The 15005-nt window shown below is 62.5% G+C and carries 15 protein-coding genes; 6 read left to right on the top strand and 9 right to left on the bottom strand.

What is annotated here, in order from left to right; all coding sequences use genetic code 11:
• Nucleotides 1-144: 144 nt before the first annotated feature.
• From RIN56_04590 to RIN56_04570, 5 genes are read left to right on the top strand one after another with little or no spacing between them, the layout of a single operon-like run.
• The gene (locus RIN56_04590) at nt 145-750 is read left to right on the top strand and encodes a TetR family transcriptional regulator (GenBank protein ID MDR7866072.1); all 606 of its coding nucleotides are present in this window, start codon (nt 145-147) and stop codon (nt 748-750) included.
• Nucleotides 743-1717 (top strand): efflux RND transporter periplasmic adaptor subunit, encoded by a 975-nt coding sequence (locus tag RIN56_04585; protein MDR7866071.1) that lies wholly within the window; start codon nt 743-745, stop codon nt 1715-1717. The genes RIN56_04590 and RIN56_04585 overlap by 8 nt, the downstream gene beginning before the upstream one ends.
• Nucleotides 1714-2613: an ABC transporter ATP-binding protein gene (locus tag RIN56_04580; protein ID MDR7866070.1), complete on the top strand. Its 900-nt coding sequence runs from the start codon at nt 1714-1716 to the stop codon at nt 2611-2613. Before RIN56_04585 ends, RIN56_04580 begins: the two co-directional genes overlap by 4 nt.
• A 1-nt stretch (nt 2614) precedes the next feature.
• Complete coding sequence (locus tag RIN56_04575; protein MDR7866069.1) at nt 2615-3520, top strand: ABC transporter ATP-binding protein; 906 nt, start codon at nt 2615-2617, stop codon at nt 3518-3520.
• A complete protein-coding gene (locus tag RIN56_04570; protein ID MDR7866068.1) occupies nt 3517-4641 on the top strand; it encodes an ABC transporter permease in 1125 nt (374 codons plus the stop codon). Before RIN56_04575 ends, RIN56_04570 begins: the two co-directional genes overlap by 4 nt.
• Nucleotides 4642-4684: 43 nt before the next feature.
• Here the strand turns inward: RIN56_04570 and RIN56_04565 are convergent, their stop codons facing one another.
• Both RIN56_04565 and RIN56_04560 read right to left on the bottom strand, forming a co-directional pair.
• Nucleotides 4685-5680, bottom strand: coding sequence for an isocitrate/isopropylmalate family dehydrogenase (locus RIN56_04565; protein MDR7866067.1), 996 nt, complete (start codon nt 5678-5680; stop codon nt 4685-4687).
• The gene (locus RIN56_04560) at nt 5673-7613 is read right to left on the bottom strand and encodes an aconitate hydratase (GenBank protein ID MDR7866066.1); all 1941 of its coding nucleotides are present in this window, start codon (nt 7611-7613) and stop codon (nt 5673-5675) included. Before RIN56_04560 ends, RIN56_04565 begins: the two co-directional genes overlap by 8 nt.
• Before the next feature lie 595 nt (nt 7614-8208).
• Here RIN56_04560 and RIN56_04555 point away from each other — a divergent pair.
• Nucleotides 8209-8892, top strand: a complete 684-nt coding sequence (locus tag RIN56_04555) for a GntR family transcriptional regulator (GenBank protein ID MDR7866065.1) — start codon at nt 8209-8211, stop codon at nt 8890-8892.
• A gap of 46 nt (nt 8893-8938) precedes the next feature.
• On the opposite strand, the gene RIN56_04550 is transcribed toward RIN56_04555, so the two are convergent.
• From RIN56_04550 to RIN56_04520, 7 genes are all read right to left on the bottom strand, one after another.
• A complete protein-coding gene (locus RIN56_04550; protein MDR7866064.1) occupies nt 8939-9316 on the bottom strand; it encodes a RidA family protein in 378 nt (125 codons plus the stop codon).
• Nucleotides 9317-9402: 86 nt separating this feature from the next.
• A complete protein-coding gene (locus RIN56_04545) occupies nt 9403-10512 on the bottom strand; it encodes a citrate/2-methylcitrate synthase (protein MDR7866063.1) in 1110 nt (369 codons plus the stop codon).
• 254 nt (nt 10513-10766) lie between these two features.
• A complete protein-coding gene (locus tag RIN56_04540; protein ID MDR7866062.1) occupies nt 10767-11639 on the bottom strand; it encodes a CoB--CoM heterodisulfide reductase iron-sulfur subunit B family protein in 873 nt (290 codons plus the stop codon).
• On the bottom strand, nt 11639-12586 hold the full coding sequence (locus RIN56_04535) for a succinate dehydrogenase/fumarate reductase iron-sulfur subunit (GenBank protein MDR7866061.1): 948 nt from the start codon (nt 12584-12586) through the stop codon (nt 11639-11641). Before RIN56_04535 ends, RIN56_04540 begins: the two co-directional genes overlap by 1 nt.
• Nucleotides 12586-14298 (bottom strand): FAD-binding protein, encoded by a 1713-nt coding sequence (locus tag RIN56_04530; GenBank protein MDR7866060.1) that lies wholly within the window; start codon nt 14296-14298, stop codon nt 12586-12588. The genes RIN56_04535 and RIN56_04530 overlap by 1 nt, the downstream gene beginning before the upstream one ends.
• 171 nt (nt 14299-14469) lie before the next feature.
• Entirely contained in the window at nt 14470-14670 is a 201-nt protein-coding gene (locus RIN56_04525; GenBank protein MDR7866059.1) for a hypothetical protein, read from the bottom strand.
• A gap of 152 nt (nt 14671-14822) precedes the next feature.
• Nucleotides 14823-15005 (bottom strand): formate--tetrahydrofolate ligase (locus tag RIN56_04520; GenBank protein MDR7866058.1); only part of this gene is annotated, 183 nt, incomplete at its 5' end.

Genomic DNA, 15005 nt, shown 5'->3' with positions numbered 1-15005 from the left:
ACCTGCCGCCGGCCGTCCCCCCATATCATGCCACCCCGATAATAATCTCCCAATTTTTAGCATAAACATCTTGACAGACAGGTTTACATCATGCTATTTTTAAAACAAACGTTTAAAACAATTGTTTGCTTGCGAGGTGACGATATGGAAAAAGATACCCGCACAAAGCTGATTGAGACCGCGACCCCCATGTTCGCCGACAAGGGTCTCGCCGGTGTGTCGGTACGCGAACTCGCCCAGGCGGCCGGCGCCAACGTCGCCGCCGTCTCCTACCACTTCGGCGGTAAAGAAGGGCTCTACCACGCCGTGCTGGAGTACCAGTTCGAGCCCATCGCCGCGGCGCTGGAGCGCATCCAAACCATGTCCTCCCTTCCTCCGCTCGAGCGCCTGTCCCACTACGCCTCGCTTGTCGCCGGCGTCCACCGCCAGCGCCCCTACCTGCTGCGCTTCGTACACAGCGAATTGACAAGTCCTACCGCCGCCTTCGAAGCGGTCGTCAAAAAATACATCCCGCGAATATTCCGGTTCCTCCGCCAAACACTCGAAGACGGCGTCGCCGCCGGCGACTTCCGGCCCGGCCTCGACCTCGGCTTCGCCACCATCTCGCTGGCCGGAATACTGAATTTTTACTTTATCGTCAAGCCTATGGCCAGCCAGCTCTTGCCCATCAACGAGTTTTCCGACGAACGGTACGTTTCCCAGGCGTTCGCCATTTATCTCAACGGCATCAGGAGGAAAGACAATGAATAAGCGGCTTATCATCGTCGGCGCCGTCATCTTCCTCGCCCTCGCCGCCCTCGCCGGCTACAAACTCTACATGGCGCGCGAAGACGGCATCACCGCCACCGGCACCATCGAAGTCACCCGCGCCGACGTCATGCCCAAGGTCAACGGCTACCTCGGCGAACTTAAAATCCAGGCCGGCGACACGGTCAAAGCCGGCCAGACGGTAGCCCGCATCGCCCGCCCCGATCTCGAAGCCCAGCTCCTGCGCGACGAATCGGCCCTCGTCAAGGCCAAGGTCCAGCTCGACGACCTCGAGAAAGGCGCCCGCAGCCAGGAACGCAGCGAAGCGGCCGCCAACCTGGCCTCCGCCCAGGCGGTGTACGACAAAGCCCGCACCGACCTTGAACGTTACCGCTCGCTCCACAAGAGCGGCGCCATTTCCACCCAGCAGCTTGACGCCGCCCAGTCCGGCTACGACGTAGCCCTCAGCTCCCTCACAGCCGCCCGCTCCCGCCAGAGCCTCGTCGAAGAAGGCAACCGTCCCGACGCCATCGAAGCTCAGCGCCAGGAAGTTAAAAGGTCGCAAGCCATCGTCGACGCCAGCCGCGCCCTCCTCGCCGACACCGTCGTCGCCAGCCCGATAACCGGCGTCGTGCTGACCAAAAACTTCGAGAACGGCGAATACATCAACCCCGGCTCGGCGATCGCCACCGTCGGCGACATGAGCGACTGCTGGGTGAAAGTCTACATCTCCTCCACCCAGCTCGGCCTCATCAAGGTCGGCCAGCAAGTGTCCGTCAAAGTCGATTCCTTCCCCGGCCGCACCTTCCCCGGCGCTATCAAGGAAATCAGCCAGAACGCCGAATTCACCCCCCGCCAAAGCATCACCCAACGCGAGCGGGCCAACCTTGTTTTCGCCGTCAAAGTCAAGGTCGACAACGCCGAAGGCATCCTCAAACCCGGCATGCCCGCGGATGTGGTCATAAAATGATCGCCCTCGAAAACCTCACCAAAGAATACGGCGCAACCGTCGCGGTCGACGGCGTCACCCTGAGCGTCGCTCCCGGCGAGATCTTCGGCCTCGTCGGCCCCGACGGCGCCGGCAAGACGACCGTCATCCGCATGGTCACCGGCATCCTCGCCCCCACCGCCGGCAGCCTGCGCGTCATGGACGCCGCCAACCCCGAGCACGTAAAAGACAAGCTCGGCTATGTGCCGCAGAAATTCAGCCTCTACAGCGACCTCACCGTCATGGAAAACATCCGCGTCCTCGGCTCCCTCTACGGCCAGAACGACGCCGAGATCGCGACCCGGGCCACCGCCATCCTGTCCTTCACCAACCTCCTCCCCTTCAAGGACCGCCTGGCCGACAACCTCTCGGGCGGCATGAAGCAGAAGCTCGCTCTCGCCGCCGGCCTCATGCACCGGCCACGGCTCTTTGTCCTCGACGAGCCGACCACCGGCGTCGACCCCGTCTCGCGCCGCGAATTCTGGCGGATGCTCTACAAACTCAACAAAGAAGGCACCACCGTCTTCGTCTCCACCCCATACATGGACGAAGCCGAGCTCTGCACCCGCGTAGCCTTCATGCACAACGGCCGCATCGTCGCCTGCGACTCGCCCCGCGGCCTTCGCGGCTCCTACCCCCACAAAGTGCTCGAGCTCGCCACCCCCGGCAAAAACGTCAAACAATTGCTCACCGGCAGCCGGCTCATCGACATCAACCCCTTCGGCGACAAATACCACCTCGTCGCCGACGACGCAGCAGCCGCCGCGGTTGAAGTCCGCGCCCGCCTGGCCGCCGCCGGCGTGCCCATAGTAGCCCTCACCGAGATACCCCCCACCCTTGAGGACGTCTTTGTCGCCCTCGCAAGCGAGGTGGCCTGATATGCACGCTATTGAGCTACATGGCCTCACCCGCCGCTTCGGCGCCTTCACCGCCGTCGACAACGTCACCCTCAGCATCCGTCAGGGCAGCATCTACGGCTTCCTCGGCCCCAACGGCTCAGGCAAAACGACCGTCATTCGCATGCTCTGCGGCATCCTCGCCCCCTCGGCCGGCGGCGGCCGCGTCCTCGGGCTCGACATCGCCGCCGACAGCGAAGCCATCAAACACAAGATTGGCTACATGTCCCAGAAATTCAGCCTCTACGACGACATGACCGTCGGCGAAAACCTTGCCTTTTACGCCGGCATGTACAGCCTGCCGCCGGCCGTGGAAAAAGAGCGGATCGCCGCCATGCTTGCCCTCGCCGGCCTGGAAAAACGGCAGCACGAACTTGTTTCCAACCTCTCCGGCGGTTGGAAACAGCGACTGGCCCTCGGCTGCTCCATCCTCCACAGCCCGCCCATCCTTTTCCTCGACGAGCCCACCGGCGGCGTCGACCCCAAATCCCGCCGCCTCTTCTGGGACATCATCTACGACCTGTCCCGCCAGGGCACCACCGTCATGGTCACCACCCACTTCATGGACGAAGCCGAGCACTGCGACGAAATCGGCTTCATCTTCGAAGGCGCCCTCCTTACCAGCGACACCCCCACCAACCTCAAAAAAAACCTCCCCGGCACGCTGCTGGCCATCCCCACCCCCGAGCCGATGGCCCTGCTCGCCGAACTCGAAGGCGGCGACGACCCCTTCCTCGACGTCTACCCCTTCGGCTCCAGCCTCCACGTTCTCGCCGCCCCCGGCCAGGAGGGCCGGCTGGCAACCTACGGTCCGGCCGTCATCGACCCGTCGCTGGAAGACGTCTTCGTCTACCTCGTCAAATCCCACCGCAAGGAGGCGGTAGCATGAGACGCCTCAGAGCCCTGCTGATAAAAGAATTCATCCAGATGCGCCGCGACCGGCTGACCTTCGCCATGATGATCGGCCTGCCGATCGTCCAGCTACTCGTATTCGGCTTCGCCATCAATACCGACGTCAAACACCTGCCCACCGCCGTCTACGACCAGTCCATGCAGCAGGACAGCCGCGATTTCCTCGCCGCCCTGACCGCCAGCGAATACTTCGACGTCACCCAGGTGGCCACGAGCCACGAAGAAGTCGCCGCCGCCGTCGAGTCAGGCAAAACCAAAGTCGGGGTCATAATACCCCCCGACTTTGCCGAAAACCTCAAGCACGGCCGCAGCGCCGCCGTGCAGGTCATCGTCGACGCCTCCGATTCCATGGCCGCCTCGTCGGCCATCAGCGCCGCCCAGCTCGTCGGCCAGATAAAATCGCAGGAGATCATGATTAAACGCCTGCAGGGCGTCACCGGCAAAAAGGTCGACCCGCCCTTCGACGTCCGCATCCGCCCCTGGTACAACCCCGACTTCGTCACCGCCTTCTACATGGTCCCCGGCATCCTCGGCATCGTCCTCACCATGACCATGGTCATGATAACCTCGATGGCCATCGTCCGCGAGCGCGAGCGCGGCACCCTCGAACAGCTCATCGTAACCCCGATGAAAACGTGGGAACTCATGCTCGGCAAAATCATCCCTTACATCGTCGTCGGCTATGTCCAGGCCACCGTCGCCCTCCTCGTCGGCATCGTCGTCTTCGACCTGCCCGTGCGCGGCAGCCTCGGTCTCCTCTACCTGCTCACCTCGTGGTTCATCATCGCCTCGCTCGCCCTCGGCGTGCTCATCTCCACCCTCGCCAAAACCCAGATGCAGGCCATGCAGATGTCCTTCTTCATCTTCCTGCCCAGTGTTCTCCTCTCCGGCTTCATGTTCCCGCGCGAATCCATGCCCCTGCTCTTCAACTGGCTCGGCACCCTCCTGCCGCTCACCTTCTACCTCCAGATACTGCGCGGCATCATCCTCAAAGGCGTCGGCATCAGCGTCCTGTGGACCCAGATCCTCGCCCTGACGCTGTTTACAACTGTCGTTTTAGCGATCGCGATCAAGAAGTTCCAGAAGAAAATAGCATAAAACAAAAGGACGCCCTGCCAGTACTACCCGGCAGGGCGTCTTCTCATAGTTTCCTTATTATTGCCGCCGTCATCTCCGCTGTTGTCGCAGCGCCCCCCAGATCGACCGTCACCGCCCGCCCCTCGGCCAGCACCGCCTCCAGCGCTGCGCGGATGCGGGCCGCCGTCGCCCCTTCGCCGATGTACTCCAGCATCATCGTCGCCGACAGCAGCAGCGCCGCCGGATTGGCCGCATTCTTGCCTGCGATGTCCGGCGCCGTGCCGTGCACCGCCTCAAAGATTGCCCCGCCCTCACCGATGTTCGCTCCGGGCACCACCCCCAGGCCGCCCACCAGGCCGGCGCACAGGTCGGAGATTATATCCCCGTACAGGTTGGGGGCAAGCAGAATATCGTACTCCTCCGGCCGCAGCACCAGCTGCATACAGAGATTGTCGACAATCACCTCGTCGTAGCGGATATCGGGGTTGAGCTTCGCCACCTCGCGGGCGCTCGCCAGGAAAAGCCCGTCGGTCAGCTTCATGATATTTGCCTTGTGAACAGCCGTCACCCTTTTCCGCCCATGCCTGGCCGCGTACTCGAAAGCGGCCTGGGCGATGCGGACCGACGCCTCCTTGGTGATAATCTTGACCGATTCGGCCGCGTAGCGGCCGACGCGGTGCTCGATGCCGGCGTAAAGATCCTCGGTGTTCTCGCGGAATATCACCAGATCGACATCCGCATAGCGGCTCCTCACCCCGGTCAGCGACCTCACCGGCCGCAGGTTGCAGTACAGGTCGAGCGTCTGCCGCAGCGTGACATTGATGCTGCGGTATCCCTCGCCCACCTGGGTGGTCAGCGGCCCCTTCAGCGCGACCTTGGTGGCCCTGATGCTGGCCAGCGTCGCCTCCGGCAGCGGGTCGCCGTGGCGGTCGATGCCGCCCTGGCCGGCGTGATGGACCTCCCACAGCACCGGCGCGCCCGCGGCGGCGAAAATCTCCTGGACCGCGGCGCTGATTTCGGGTCCGATGCCGTCGCCGGGGATGAGCGTCACCTTATGCATGGGCGCCCCCTCCCTTCCCGGCCAGATTGAGCAGGCCGCCGGCGAGGATGACTTCCCGCTCCCGCGGCGTCATCTCCAGCCGCAGGCTCACCGTGCGGCCGGCGTCAGTCCGCGCGGTCAGCTCCGTACCCGCCGCTATCTGCTCCGTAAGTCCGGAGAATGTCAGCGTCTCGCCCGCGGCCAGCGTGTCGTAGTCCGCCTGGTCGGCGAACAGCAGGGGCAGGATGCCGAAATTGATCAAATTTGCGCGGTGAATGCGGGCGAACGACTTGGCGATCACCGCCTTGATGCCGAGGTAAAGCGGCACAAGGGCCGCGTGCTCGCGGCTTGAGCCCTGCCCGTAGTTGGTTCCGGCGACGATTATCCCGCCGCCCGCCGCCTTCGCCCGGGCCGGGAAGGCCGCGTCCAGGCCGGCGAAGCAGTAATCGGCCAGATGGGGAATATTCGAGCGGTACGGCAGCAGACCGGCGTGAGACGGCATGATATCGTCGGTCGTGATATTATCGCCTGCCCTGAGGACGATGGCCGCCGCAAGTTCCGCGGGCGGCCGGGCGGCTCGGGGGAAAGGCTTGATATTCGGTCCCCGCACCACCGTCAGCTCGTCGCCTGAAAACGGCGGAAAAACGAACAGATTGTCGCCCGCGTTGCGGCCGGCGGCGTCGTCGCCGACAGCCATGGGCGGCGCGCCGCAGTGGCGCGGATCGGTTATCATGCCGGTCAGCGCGCTCACTGCCGCCACCTCGGGGCTGGCCAGGAAGACGCCGGCGTCCGGCGTGCCGCTGCGGCCGGGGAAATTGCGGTTGAAAGTCCTGAGCGACACCCCGCCCGAGCGCGGCGCCTGCCCCATCCCGATGCACGGCCCGCAGGCGCATTCGAGAATGCGAGCGCCGGCGCGGATGAGCGCGCCGAGGGCGCCGCAGTCGGCCAGCATACCCAACACCTGCCGCGACCCGGGGGCGATCACCAGCGACACGCCGGGGTCGATCCGTTTGCCCTCGAGAATCTTCGCCACCTTGTAAAGATCGCTGAACGACGAATTGGTGCAACTGCCGATCGCCACCTGATCAAGCCTCGTCCCCGCCGCCTCGCTCACCGGCGCCACGTTGTCCGGGCTGTGGGGCGCGGCCACCAGCGGCTCCAGCCTGGCAAGGTCGATAGTAACCGTCTCGTCGTAGACCGCATCAGGGTCGGCGGCCAGCGGCTGCCATTCGCAGCTCCGCTGTTGGGCCGTCAGGAAAGCCCTGGTCGCCTCGTCGCTGGGGAAAATCGACGTCGTCGCCCCCAGTTCGGCGCCCATATTGGTGATCGTCGCCCGTTCGGGAACGCTGAGCGTCGCCACGCCCGGCCCGCCGTATTCAAAAATCCGCCCCACCCCGCCCTTTACCGACAGGCGGCGCAAAAGCTCGAGGATTACATCCTTGGCGGCCACCCACGGCGGCAGCTTCCCGACAAGCTCCACCCGGCACACCTTGGGCATCGTCAGATGATATGCGCCGCCCGCCATCGCCACGGCCACGTCGAGGCCGCCGGCGCCGATCGCCAGCATCCCCAGGCCGCCCCCGGTGGGCGTATGGCTGTCTGAGCCCAGCAGCGTCCAGCCTGGACGGCCGAACCTTTCCAGATGGACCTGATGGCAGATGCCGTTGCCCGGCTTGGAAAATACCACCCCGTGTTTGGCGGCCACCGTTTCTATGTAGCGGTGGTCGTCGGCGTTCTCGAACCCGCACTGTAGCGTGTTGTGGTCAACGTACGCCACCGACAGCTTCGTCCTGACCCGCGGCACATCCATGGCCTCGAACTGCAGGTAAGCCATCGTCCCGGTGGAATCCTGGGTCAGAGTCTGATCGATGCTTATGCCGATCTCCGTTCCCGGTTTAAGCGAACCGCTCGCCAGGTGGGCGGCGAGAATCTTTGCTGTCAGCGTTTTTCCCATGGCGCTTCCTCCGTTATCAATATGCGCGGCGCCGGCCGCGGGGTAAAAAAATAACAACTGCTCTTTCAAGACGGACGACCGGCGGAAACAGCGTCCGCGACAACTCTGTCGCAGCTTGAAACAGCAATTGTATTGTCCGGGGATGGAAAAGAGGCCACAGCGGCTTAAGCCGGGGTACACCAATCAGGCCCCTGGCTCCGGGCCGGCATTGCCGGTATTGTCTTCGCGGCTTAGTGCTCGGCGAAAACGGTCTGCTCAGGCTCGACGTGCTTCAGTTCTTCGAGCACCAGTTCCAGATCGACGCGGCTGCCTTTTTGCGTATACATGTATTTCATCCCCCATTAATACATTGATTTTTGGGTACATTATAACACTCTTTGTAAAGAAATACTAGAGGGTCGCAAAAAAAAAATGTTTTTTTATTGTACTGTTTACTGCGTCTATTATTCAAATACATTTGTTCACTACTACGCTACGTTCCTGTTCAGCCGCCAAGGGTCGCCAGGCGTTGAAAAATTTGATGTTTCCTGGGCTTGTGCGGGGAAAAATGATATAATAGAATATACATGGTCAGTAGACGCGAGGAGGGAACGCAATGTCACGGGAAACAGAATTTTCCCCCGCCAGTGATGCGTCTTTGCGCAACAAAGTATTTAAATACATTAAGTCACAAATAATCAACGGCTCTTTCGGCCCCGGCGAAACACTACTCGAATCGAAGCTGTCCGAGGAACTCGGCGTAAGCCGCACCCCGATTCGCGAAGCCATCCGCCTGCTGGAAATGGAAGGCCTCGTCGAAACCACCACGAAAAAAGGGGCCATCGTCCTCGGCATCTCCCATCAGGACGTCGAGGACATCTACGCCATCCGTCAGCTCGTCGAAGGACTCGCGGCCCGCTGGGCGGCCGAGCGCCTCTCGCCCGCCGAACTGAAGGAACTGCAGAAAACCTACGAACTGATGGAATTCTACGCCCAGAAGAACGATGTCGAGGAAATCGCCGAGCTTGACAACAAATTTCACCAGATGATCTACGAGGCTGCCGGCAGCAAAATCCTCTACCTCACCCTGCACAACCTGCACCAGTACGTCCAGATGGCCCGCCTCAAATCCCTCGGCATGCAGAACCGCCTGCCCCACACCCTCGCCGAGCACCACGCCATCCTCGAAGCCTTCGAGGCCAAAGACGCGGTCGGCGCGGAAAAGGCGCTCACCGAGCACGTCCGCAAAGCCTACATGAATATCCGCCGTCAGCTGCAAATCGACCCTGTCAAGCAATAAGAAAACCGTCATCCCCAAACGGGATGACGGTTTTTTATTGCTGCTCCTAGTATACAGCCACAACCTCGATCTCCACCGACGCGTCCTTGGGCAGACGGGCTACCTGGATGGTCGACCGGGCCGGCGGCTCGGCCGGGAAAAACTCGGCATACACCTTGTTCATCGCGGCGAAGTCGTCCATATCGTGCAAAAACACCGTCGTCTTCACGACATTTTCCAGCGTCAGCCCTTCCTTGGCCAAAACCGCCTTGATATTGACGAGCGATTGGCGGGTCTGCATGGCCACGCCGCCGTATACAAGCTGGCCTGTTACGGGATCGAGGGGGATCTGCCCGGACAAGAAAAGGAAACCGTTGGCCTTGACCGCCTGGGAATACGGTCCAATCGCTTGTGGCGCCTCGTTGGTCGCTACGATTGTTTTCATCATCATCTGGCTCCTCTCAGAGAATGTATCCGTGCGCTACATCTTCTCCGCCGGAGCCGTAAAATCCTCCGCCGCGCTATGCTCTTCTAACGCTCCGCCAGCGGCAGCCACCTGCCGGCGTCCTTGCCGGTATAGTTGGCCCTGGGCCGGATGATGCGGTTATTCTCGTGCTGTTCCATGATATGCGCCAGCCAGCCGCTCGTGCGGCTGATCGCGAATACCAGGGTAAACAGGTCGCGCGGGATGCCGAGATAAGTATAAACCGACGCCGCGTAAAAATCCACATTGGGCAGCAGCCCCTTCTTCTCTTCCACCAGGTCGGCCACCTTCACCGACATATCGTACCAACGGGTGTCCTGCCGCCACTCGCCCAGCTCCTTCGCCAGCTCCTTCAGCACCCTGGCCCGCGGGTCGCCGTTTTTGTAAACCCGGTGGCCGAAGCCCATGATAAGCTCGCCGGCAGCGATCTTTGCGCCGATATAAGCCTCCACCCGGTCGATATCGCCGATCTCCTCCAGCATGCGGGCCACCTGCTCGTTGGCGTTGCCGTGTAGGGCCCCCTTGAGTGTGCCGATGGCCGACACCATCCCCGAATAAGTATCCGACATGGTGGACACCGTCACGCGGGCGGCAAAGGTGGACGCGTTAAGCTCGTGCTCGGCCTGGAGGACAAGGCACTTATCCATCGCCCTCACGGCAATCGGCTCAGGCTTTTCTCCAGACAGCAGCCACAGAAAAAGTTCCGCCAGGCTCTGAGTGCGGAGGGCCGCAGGATCGACCGGTTCCTTGCCGCAGCGGATACGCTCGATGGCGGCGACGATCGCGGCCATCCGCGCCATTATCCTCACAGCCTTGCGATGGTCGGCGGCGAAGGAATGGTCCATAACCTCGTCGTCAAAGTGGGTCAGAAACGAAAGACAGGTCCGCAGCTTTGCCATCGCGTTGCCCCACGGGGCATACATGCGCAGCAGATCGTAAATCTTCGGCGGCAGCGCCGCGTTCTCGGCCAGATCCTGCTTGAGTGCCTTGAGCTCGTAGCAGTTAGGCAGGCGCCCGTACCACAGCAGATAGATCACTTCCTCGAACGACGCGTGCTCGGCGAGTTCCTCGATAGCGTAACCCCGGTATCTCAGAACGCCATTCTCGATGGAACAGATGGTTGAGTCGCACGCGATTACTTCCGCCAGACCTGACATCTTCACCAACCGCCTTCCTCGTAAATCTGATGTTTTTTAAAATACATGTATACATTAATACTAGATATGATTTTTGATTATAATTGTTTGCCGATCTAAATGCAAGCACTATTTGTAAATTACCCGCCACAATTTTTATCACACTCGCAAAAACAGATAACATGTATACTTTTGTCCGTTGTAAAAATACAAAAATACGTAAAAACGCAGCCCGGCCGAACAGCCGGGCTGCGCCCCGTAATAATATTGTTTTTTTACCGTCCGCCGGCCTTGGCGGCTACATGGAAGGCGGCGGTCACATGCCGTCCCAGTCCCATTTCGCTGCCCGTCATCCCCAGCGCCAGACCGACGAGCTGGGCGAGGTGCAGGATAGGCATATCCCCCGCCGTCCCGATCGCCTCCCTGCCTTCCGGCTGACGCATATCGAGCTGCATCTGGCACAGCGGGCAAGGCGTCACAATGCAGTCGGCGCCGGCGGCAACCGCGTCGGCGTTGATCGTCCCCGTCATCTTGAAAACATCCCGCTCGGCGGGAAATACGGCATGGAAGCCGCAGCACTTACGGGCGGAAGCCATTTCCACCGGCTCGGCGCCCAGGGCGGCGATCAGCGCCGCCAGTGACCGTGGCCGGGCATGGTCCTCGAAATCCATCACCTGCGGCGGGCGCAGCAGATGGCAGCCGTAGTAGCCGGCCACCTTCAAGCCTGTCAGCGGCCGCGTCACCTTGGCTTTAAGCCGCTCCAGCCCGTAGTCGCGGACCAGCGCCCACAGCAGGTGGGTTACGTCGCTCGTCCCCGCGTAAGCCATCCCGGCTGACGCGAGCAATCCGTTCACCTTGTCCTTCAGCCCTCCGTCGAGGGCCGCCTTGGCCTTGCGCAGCATCAGCGTACAGGTGCTGCACGCCGTCAAGAGCGGCAGGCCGAGCTTCTCCGCCAGGGCCAGATTGCGGGCGTTGACCGCCACTGCCGCCAGTTCGTCCACGTCCTGGGCGTGAGACGCGCCGCAGCACGTCCAGCCCGGCAGCTCGACAAGCTCGATATCCAGGGCGCGCGCGACTCTCACCGTCGCCTCGCGGGCCTCGGCTGCCGCCCCGTCCAGCACGCAGCCGGGGAAAAACGCATAGCGCATCATTCTTTCGCCTCCTTAGCGGCCTTCACGATCGCGCGGACACCGTCGATGCCCTCGACCGGCGCCGGGAAGTGGAACGGGTTGAGCTTGCCGCGGCGCAGCAGCCGCAGAGCGAACGGCAGGCGGGTGGCAGACTTCAGCAGCCCGTCGGTCTTGACCGCCATCGTCGTCTCGTTCAGCCGGCCGGAATTCGTGATATCGCCCGCGAACGCCAGCGCATGCCTCGCCCCCGGATTATCGGTCAGCCCCTGCCTGATCGACTCGCGGCGCAGCGCGGCGATATCCTCCGCCGGCGCCACCCGTTTGGGGCACTTCGTCACACACTCCTGGCAATGCACGCACTTCCACAGGCCGCGCGCCAGCACGGGGCGCAGGTGCTCGGCGGCCGCCCCGTCGCGCGAATCGGCGACAAACTTGCCGGCCTTGGTATAGACAAACGGCTCGTAGAAATCGTCGTCTCCCGTGCTCAGCTTGTTGCACTCCGACGCGCACGACCCGCAGAGGATACAGTTGGTTTGCGCGTTTATCTTCTTAAACTCCGCCTGCGTCTGTCGGCAGCCCGCCTCCGCCGAAAACTCGTCCCGCGGCATCAGCCACGGCTTGGCCTCCGCCAGCCTGACCGCCTTGGGCTCCCAGTCCACCACCAGATCGCGGATTACCGGGAAATTGCCAAGCGGCTCGAGGACCAACGTCGCACCGAAGCGGCCCAGCAGCGCGTCGAGCGGCGTCTCGCACGCCAGCACCGCCTCGCCGTTGACCCGCACCGCGCACGCCCCGCACACCGCCGAGCGGCAGGCGGCCACGAACGCCAGCGAAGGATCGGCCGTCTCCTTGATCTTCAGCAGCCCCCACAGCACTGTCTTATTCGGCTCATGCGCGAAGCTGTATTCCTGCCAGAACTCCTTCTCGCCGTCGAAGCGGCGTATCCGGTAGACAACCTGTTCCATCAGTACCTCCGTTCCGCCGGCTGGTGCTCGGTCACGACCACCGGCCGGTAAGACAGCTCATATTGTGCCCCCGCCAGAGTGACGAGGGTATGTTTGAGGAAATTGACGTCGTCGCGGGCCGGGTAATCCTCGCGCAGGTGGCAGCCACGGCTCTCGGTGCGGTTTATCGCTCCCAGCACCGCCGCCTTGGCCATCGCCAGCAGGTTGCCCAGCTCCACGTAATTCACCAGCGCCGTGTTAAAAACCCGGCTGTCGTCGCCGACGGCGCACCGTTCATACTCTGCGGCCAGGCCGTCCACTATCGCCGCCGCCTCCTCCATCTCGGCGCCGCGGCGGAAAATACCGACCTTGTTCCACATCGCCTCGGCCAACCGGTCGCGGATCGACGCTACAGCCGGTCCGCCGCCGCGGGCCATCGCCGCCGCCAGCCGCGCCTCCCATTCGGCCGTCTTGGCCATTAGCGCCCCGTCGCCGGCCTCGCGGCTCTGCGCCTGGGCATAGTCGGCCGCCCCGACGCCGGCGCACTTGCCGAACACCATGATATCGGCGAGCGAATTGCCGCCCAGCCGGTTCGCGCCGTGGATGGACACGCAGGCCGCCTCGCCGGCCGCGAACAGCCCGGCGAGAGCCGTGCCCCCGGTGCGGAAATTTGTCACGTCCACGCCGCCCATCGTATAATGGCAGCTCGGACGGATAGGAATCGGCGCTTCGATGGGGTCGACCTGTTCGAAGGTTATCGCCAGATCGCGGATACCTGGCAAGCGCTCGAGGATCTTCTCCCGCCCCAGGTGCCTGAGATCGAGCAGCACATAGGCGTTCATCCCCTCCCCGAAGCCGCGCCCCTCCCTGATCTCCGTCTCGATCGCCTGGGAAACGAGGTCGCGGGTCGCCAGCTCCATCTTCTCCGGCGCGTAGCGGGCCATGAACCGCTCGCCCGCGTTGTTGTACAGGTAGCCCCCCTCGGCGCGGGAAGCCTCCGACATCAGTATCCCCGTCCCGGCCAGGCCGGTGGGGTGAAACTGCACCATCTCCGGATCTTTCAGCGGAATGCTCGCCCTAAAGCAGGCCGCCATGCCGTCGGCCGTCGACGTGAACGGGTTGGTCGTCCGCGACCAGTACATCCGCCCCGCCCCGCCGGTGGCCACGACCACCGCCTTGGCCTTCACCGGCACGACCGTGCCTGTCCTGATATCGAGCGCCACCACGCCGCACAGCCCGTCGCCGTCCACTGCCAGATCAAGAAGCTGCCGGTCGGTCAGCATTTTCACCCCGTGCTTCAGGCATTGCTCGTACATCGTGTGGAGGATGACATGGCCCGTCTTGTCGGCCGAAAAGCAAGTGCGGGGCGCCGACTGGCCGCCGAAGTTGCGCTGGGCGATCTGCCCCTTCGCATCGCGGGAAAAAGGCACCCCATAGTAGTCGATCTCCCTGATAGCGGCCGCCGCCTGTCCGCAGAAAAAGGCGATGGCGTCCTGGTCGCCGAGGTAGTCGCTGCCTTTCACCGTGTCGAAGATATGTTTGTCTACGGTATCGGTCGGGTCGGCGTTGCCGAGAACGCCGTTTATACCCCCCTGAGCCATGCCGGTAGCCGAGCGGGTCGGGAACATCTTGGTCATCAGGCCCACCGACAGCCCGCCGCGGGCCCCCGCCTCAAGCGCCGCCCGCATCCCGGCGCCGCCGCTGCCGATGACTAACACGTCGAATGTCTGCATACTTCACCTCGTCTCTGTTATAACTTTTGGAATTCGCCTGCCGTCCGTCCACTCCCTGCCGCCCGTCCGCCCGGCGGCGCGTTTTTTTGATATTTTTTTCACAAACCGGAAAAGCAGAAAAAAAGACCCGCGCAATCGCGGGTCTTCTAGTCAGGCAAGTCATCCGCCAGGCTATCGCCTGCCCAGAAAACGGCGCCATATAAGCACGAAGCCTACTCCCAGCAAACCGGTGACAACCTCGTCCCAAATCATATTCGGGTACATATCGCCGACATCCAAGATAAAATCGAAATAGCAATAAAGCGCGACCACCAGAATCGACCCGGAGAGCATCATCTTGACCTTATCAGGATTCCCCAGGCTTTGCGTCACGTTTCTCACCCCACTCCAGGCACTAAGCCTTTATAATTACACACTATCACAATGCATCTGCCAAATCAAGCCAATTGGCTCCCAAGCCCCAAGTATACAAAACGCAGCGAAAAACCCCGCCAATGGCGGGGTTTTTCGCTGCGTTAACTTCCCTAGAACAGGCCTACTATCTTGCCGTTGTTGTCGATGTCCATCGCCTCGGCGGCCGGTTTTTTGGGCAGGCCGGGCATCGTCATGATCTCGCCGGTGATCGCCACCAGGAAGCCCGCCCCGGCCGCCACCCGCACCTCGCGCACCGTCACCGTGAACCCGGTGGGGCGGCCGAGCTTGGCGGC

The sequence above is a fragment of the Sporomusaceae bacterium genome (assembly GCA_031460455.1).
Taxonomy (GTDB): domain Bacteria; phylum Bacillota; class Negativicutes; order Sporomusales; family UBA7701; genus Anaeroselena.
This window is presented reverse-complemented; position numbering and strand designations above follow the sequence as displayed.

Excerpts from the sequence above, each read along its gene's own strand:
- RIN56_04590 (MDR7866072.1), top strand. The coding sequence starts at position 145 with ATGGAAAAAGATACCCGCACAAAGCTGATTGAGACCGCGACCCCCATG.
- RIN56_04585 (MDR7866071.1), top strand. The coding sequence starts at position 743 with ATGAATAAGCGGCTTATCATCGTCGGCGCCGTCATCTTCCTCGCCCTC.
- RIN56_04580 (MDR7866070.1), top strand. The coding sequence starts at position 1,714 with ATGATCGCCCTCGAAAACCTCACCAAAGAATACGGCGCAACCGTCGCG.
- RIN56_04575 (MDR7866069.1), top strand. The coding sequence starts at position 2,615 with ATGCACGCTATTGAGCTACATGGCCTCACCCGCCGCTTCGGCGCCTTC.
- RIN56_04570 (MDR7866068.1), top strand. The coding sequence starts at position 3,517 with ATGAGACGCCTCAGAGCCCTGCTGATAAAAGAATTCATCCAGATGCGC.
- RIN56_04565 (MDR7866067.1), bottom strand. The coding sequence starts at position 5,680 with ATGCATAAGGTGACGCTCATCCCCGGCGACGGCATCGGACCCGAAATC.
- RIN56_04560 (MDR7866066.1), bottom strand. The coding sequence starts at position 7,613 with ATGGGAAAAACGCTGACAGCAAAGATTCTCGCCGCCCACCTGGCGAGC.
- RIN56_04555 (MDR7866065.1), top strand. The coding sequence starts at position 8,209 with ATGTCACGGGAAACAGAATTTTCCCCCGCCAGTGATGCGTCTTTGCGC.
- RIN56_04550 (MDR7866064.1), bottom strand. The coding sequence starts at position 9,316 with ATGAAAACAATCGTAGCGACCAACGAGGCGCCACAAGCGATTGGACCG.
- RIN56_04545 (MDR7866063.1), bottom strand. The coding sequence starts at position 10,512 with ATGTCAGGTCTGGCGGAAGTAATCGCGTGCGACTCAACCATCTGTTCC.
- RIN56_04540 (MDR7866062.1), bottom strand. The coding sequence starts at position 11,639 with ATGCGCTATGCGTTTTTCCCCGGCTGCGTGCTGGACGGGGCGGCAGCC.
- RIN56_04535 (MDR7866061.1), bottom strand. The coding sequence starts at position 12,586 with ATGGAACAGGTTGTCTACCGGATACGCCGCTTCGACGGCGAGAAGGAG.
- RIN56_04530 (MDR7866060.1), bottom strand. The coding sequence starts at position 14,298 with ATGCAGACATTCGACGTGTTAGTCATCGGCAGCGGCGGCGCCGGGATG.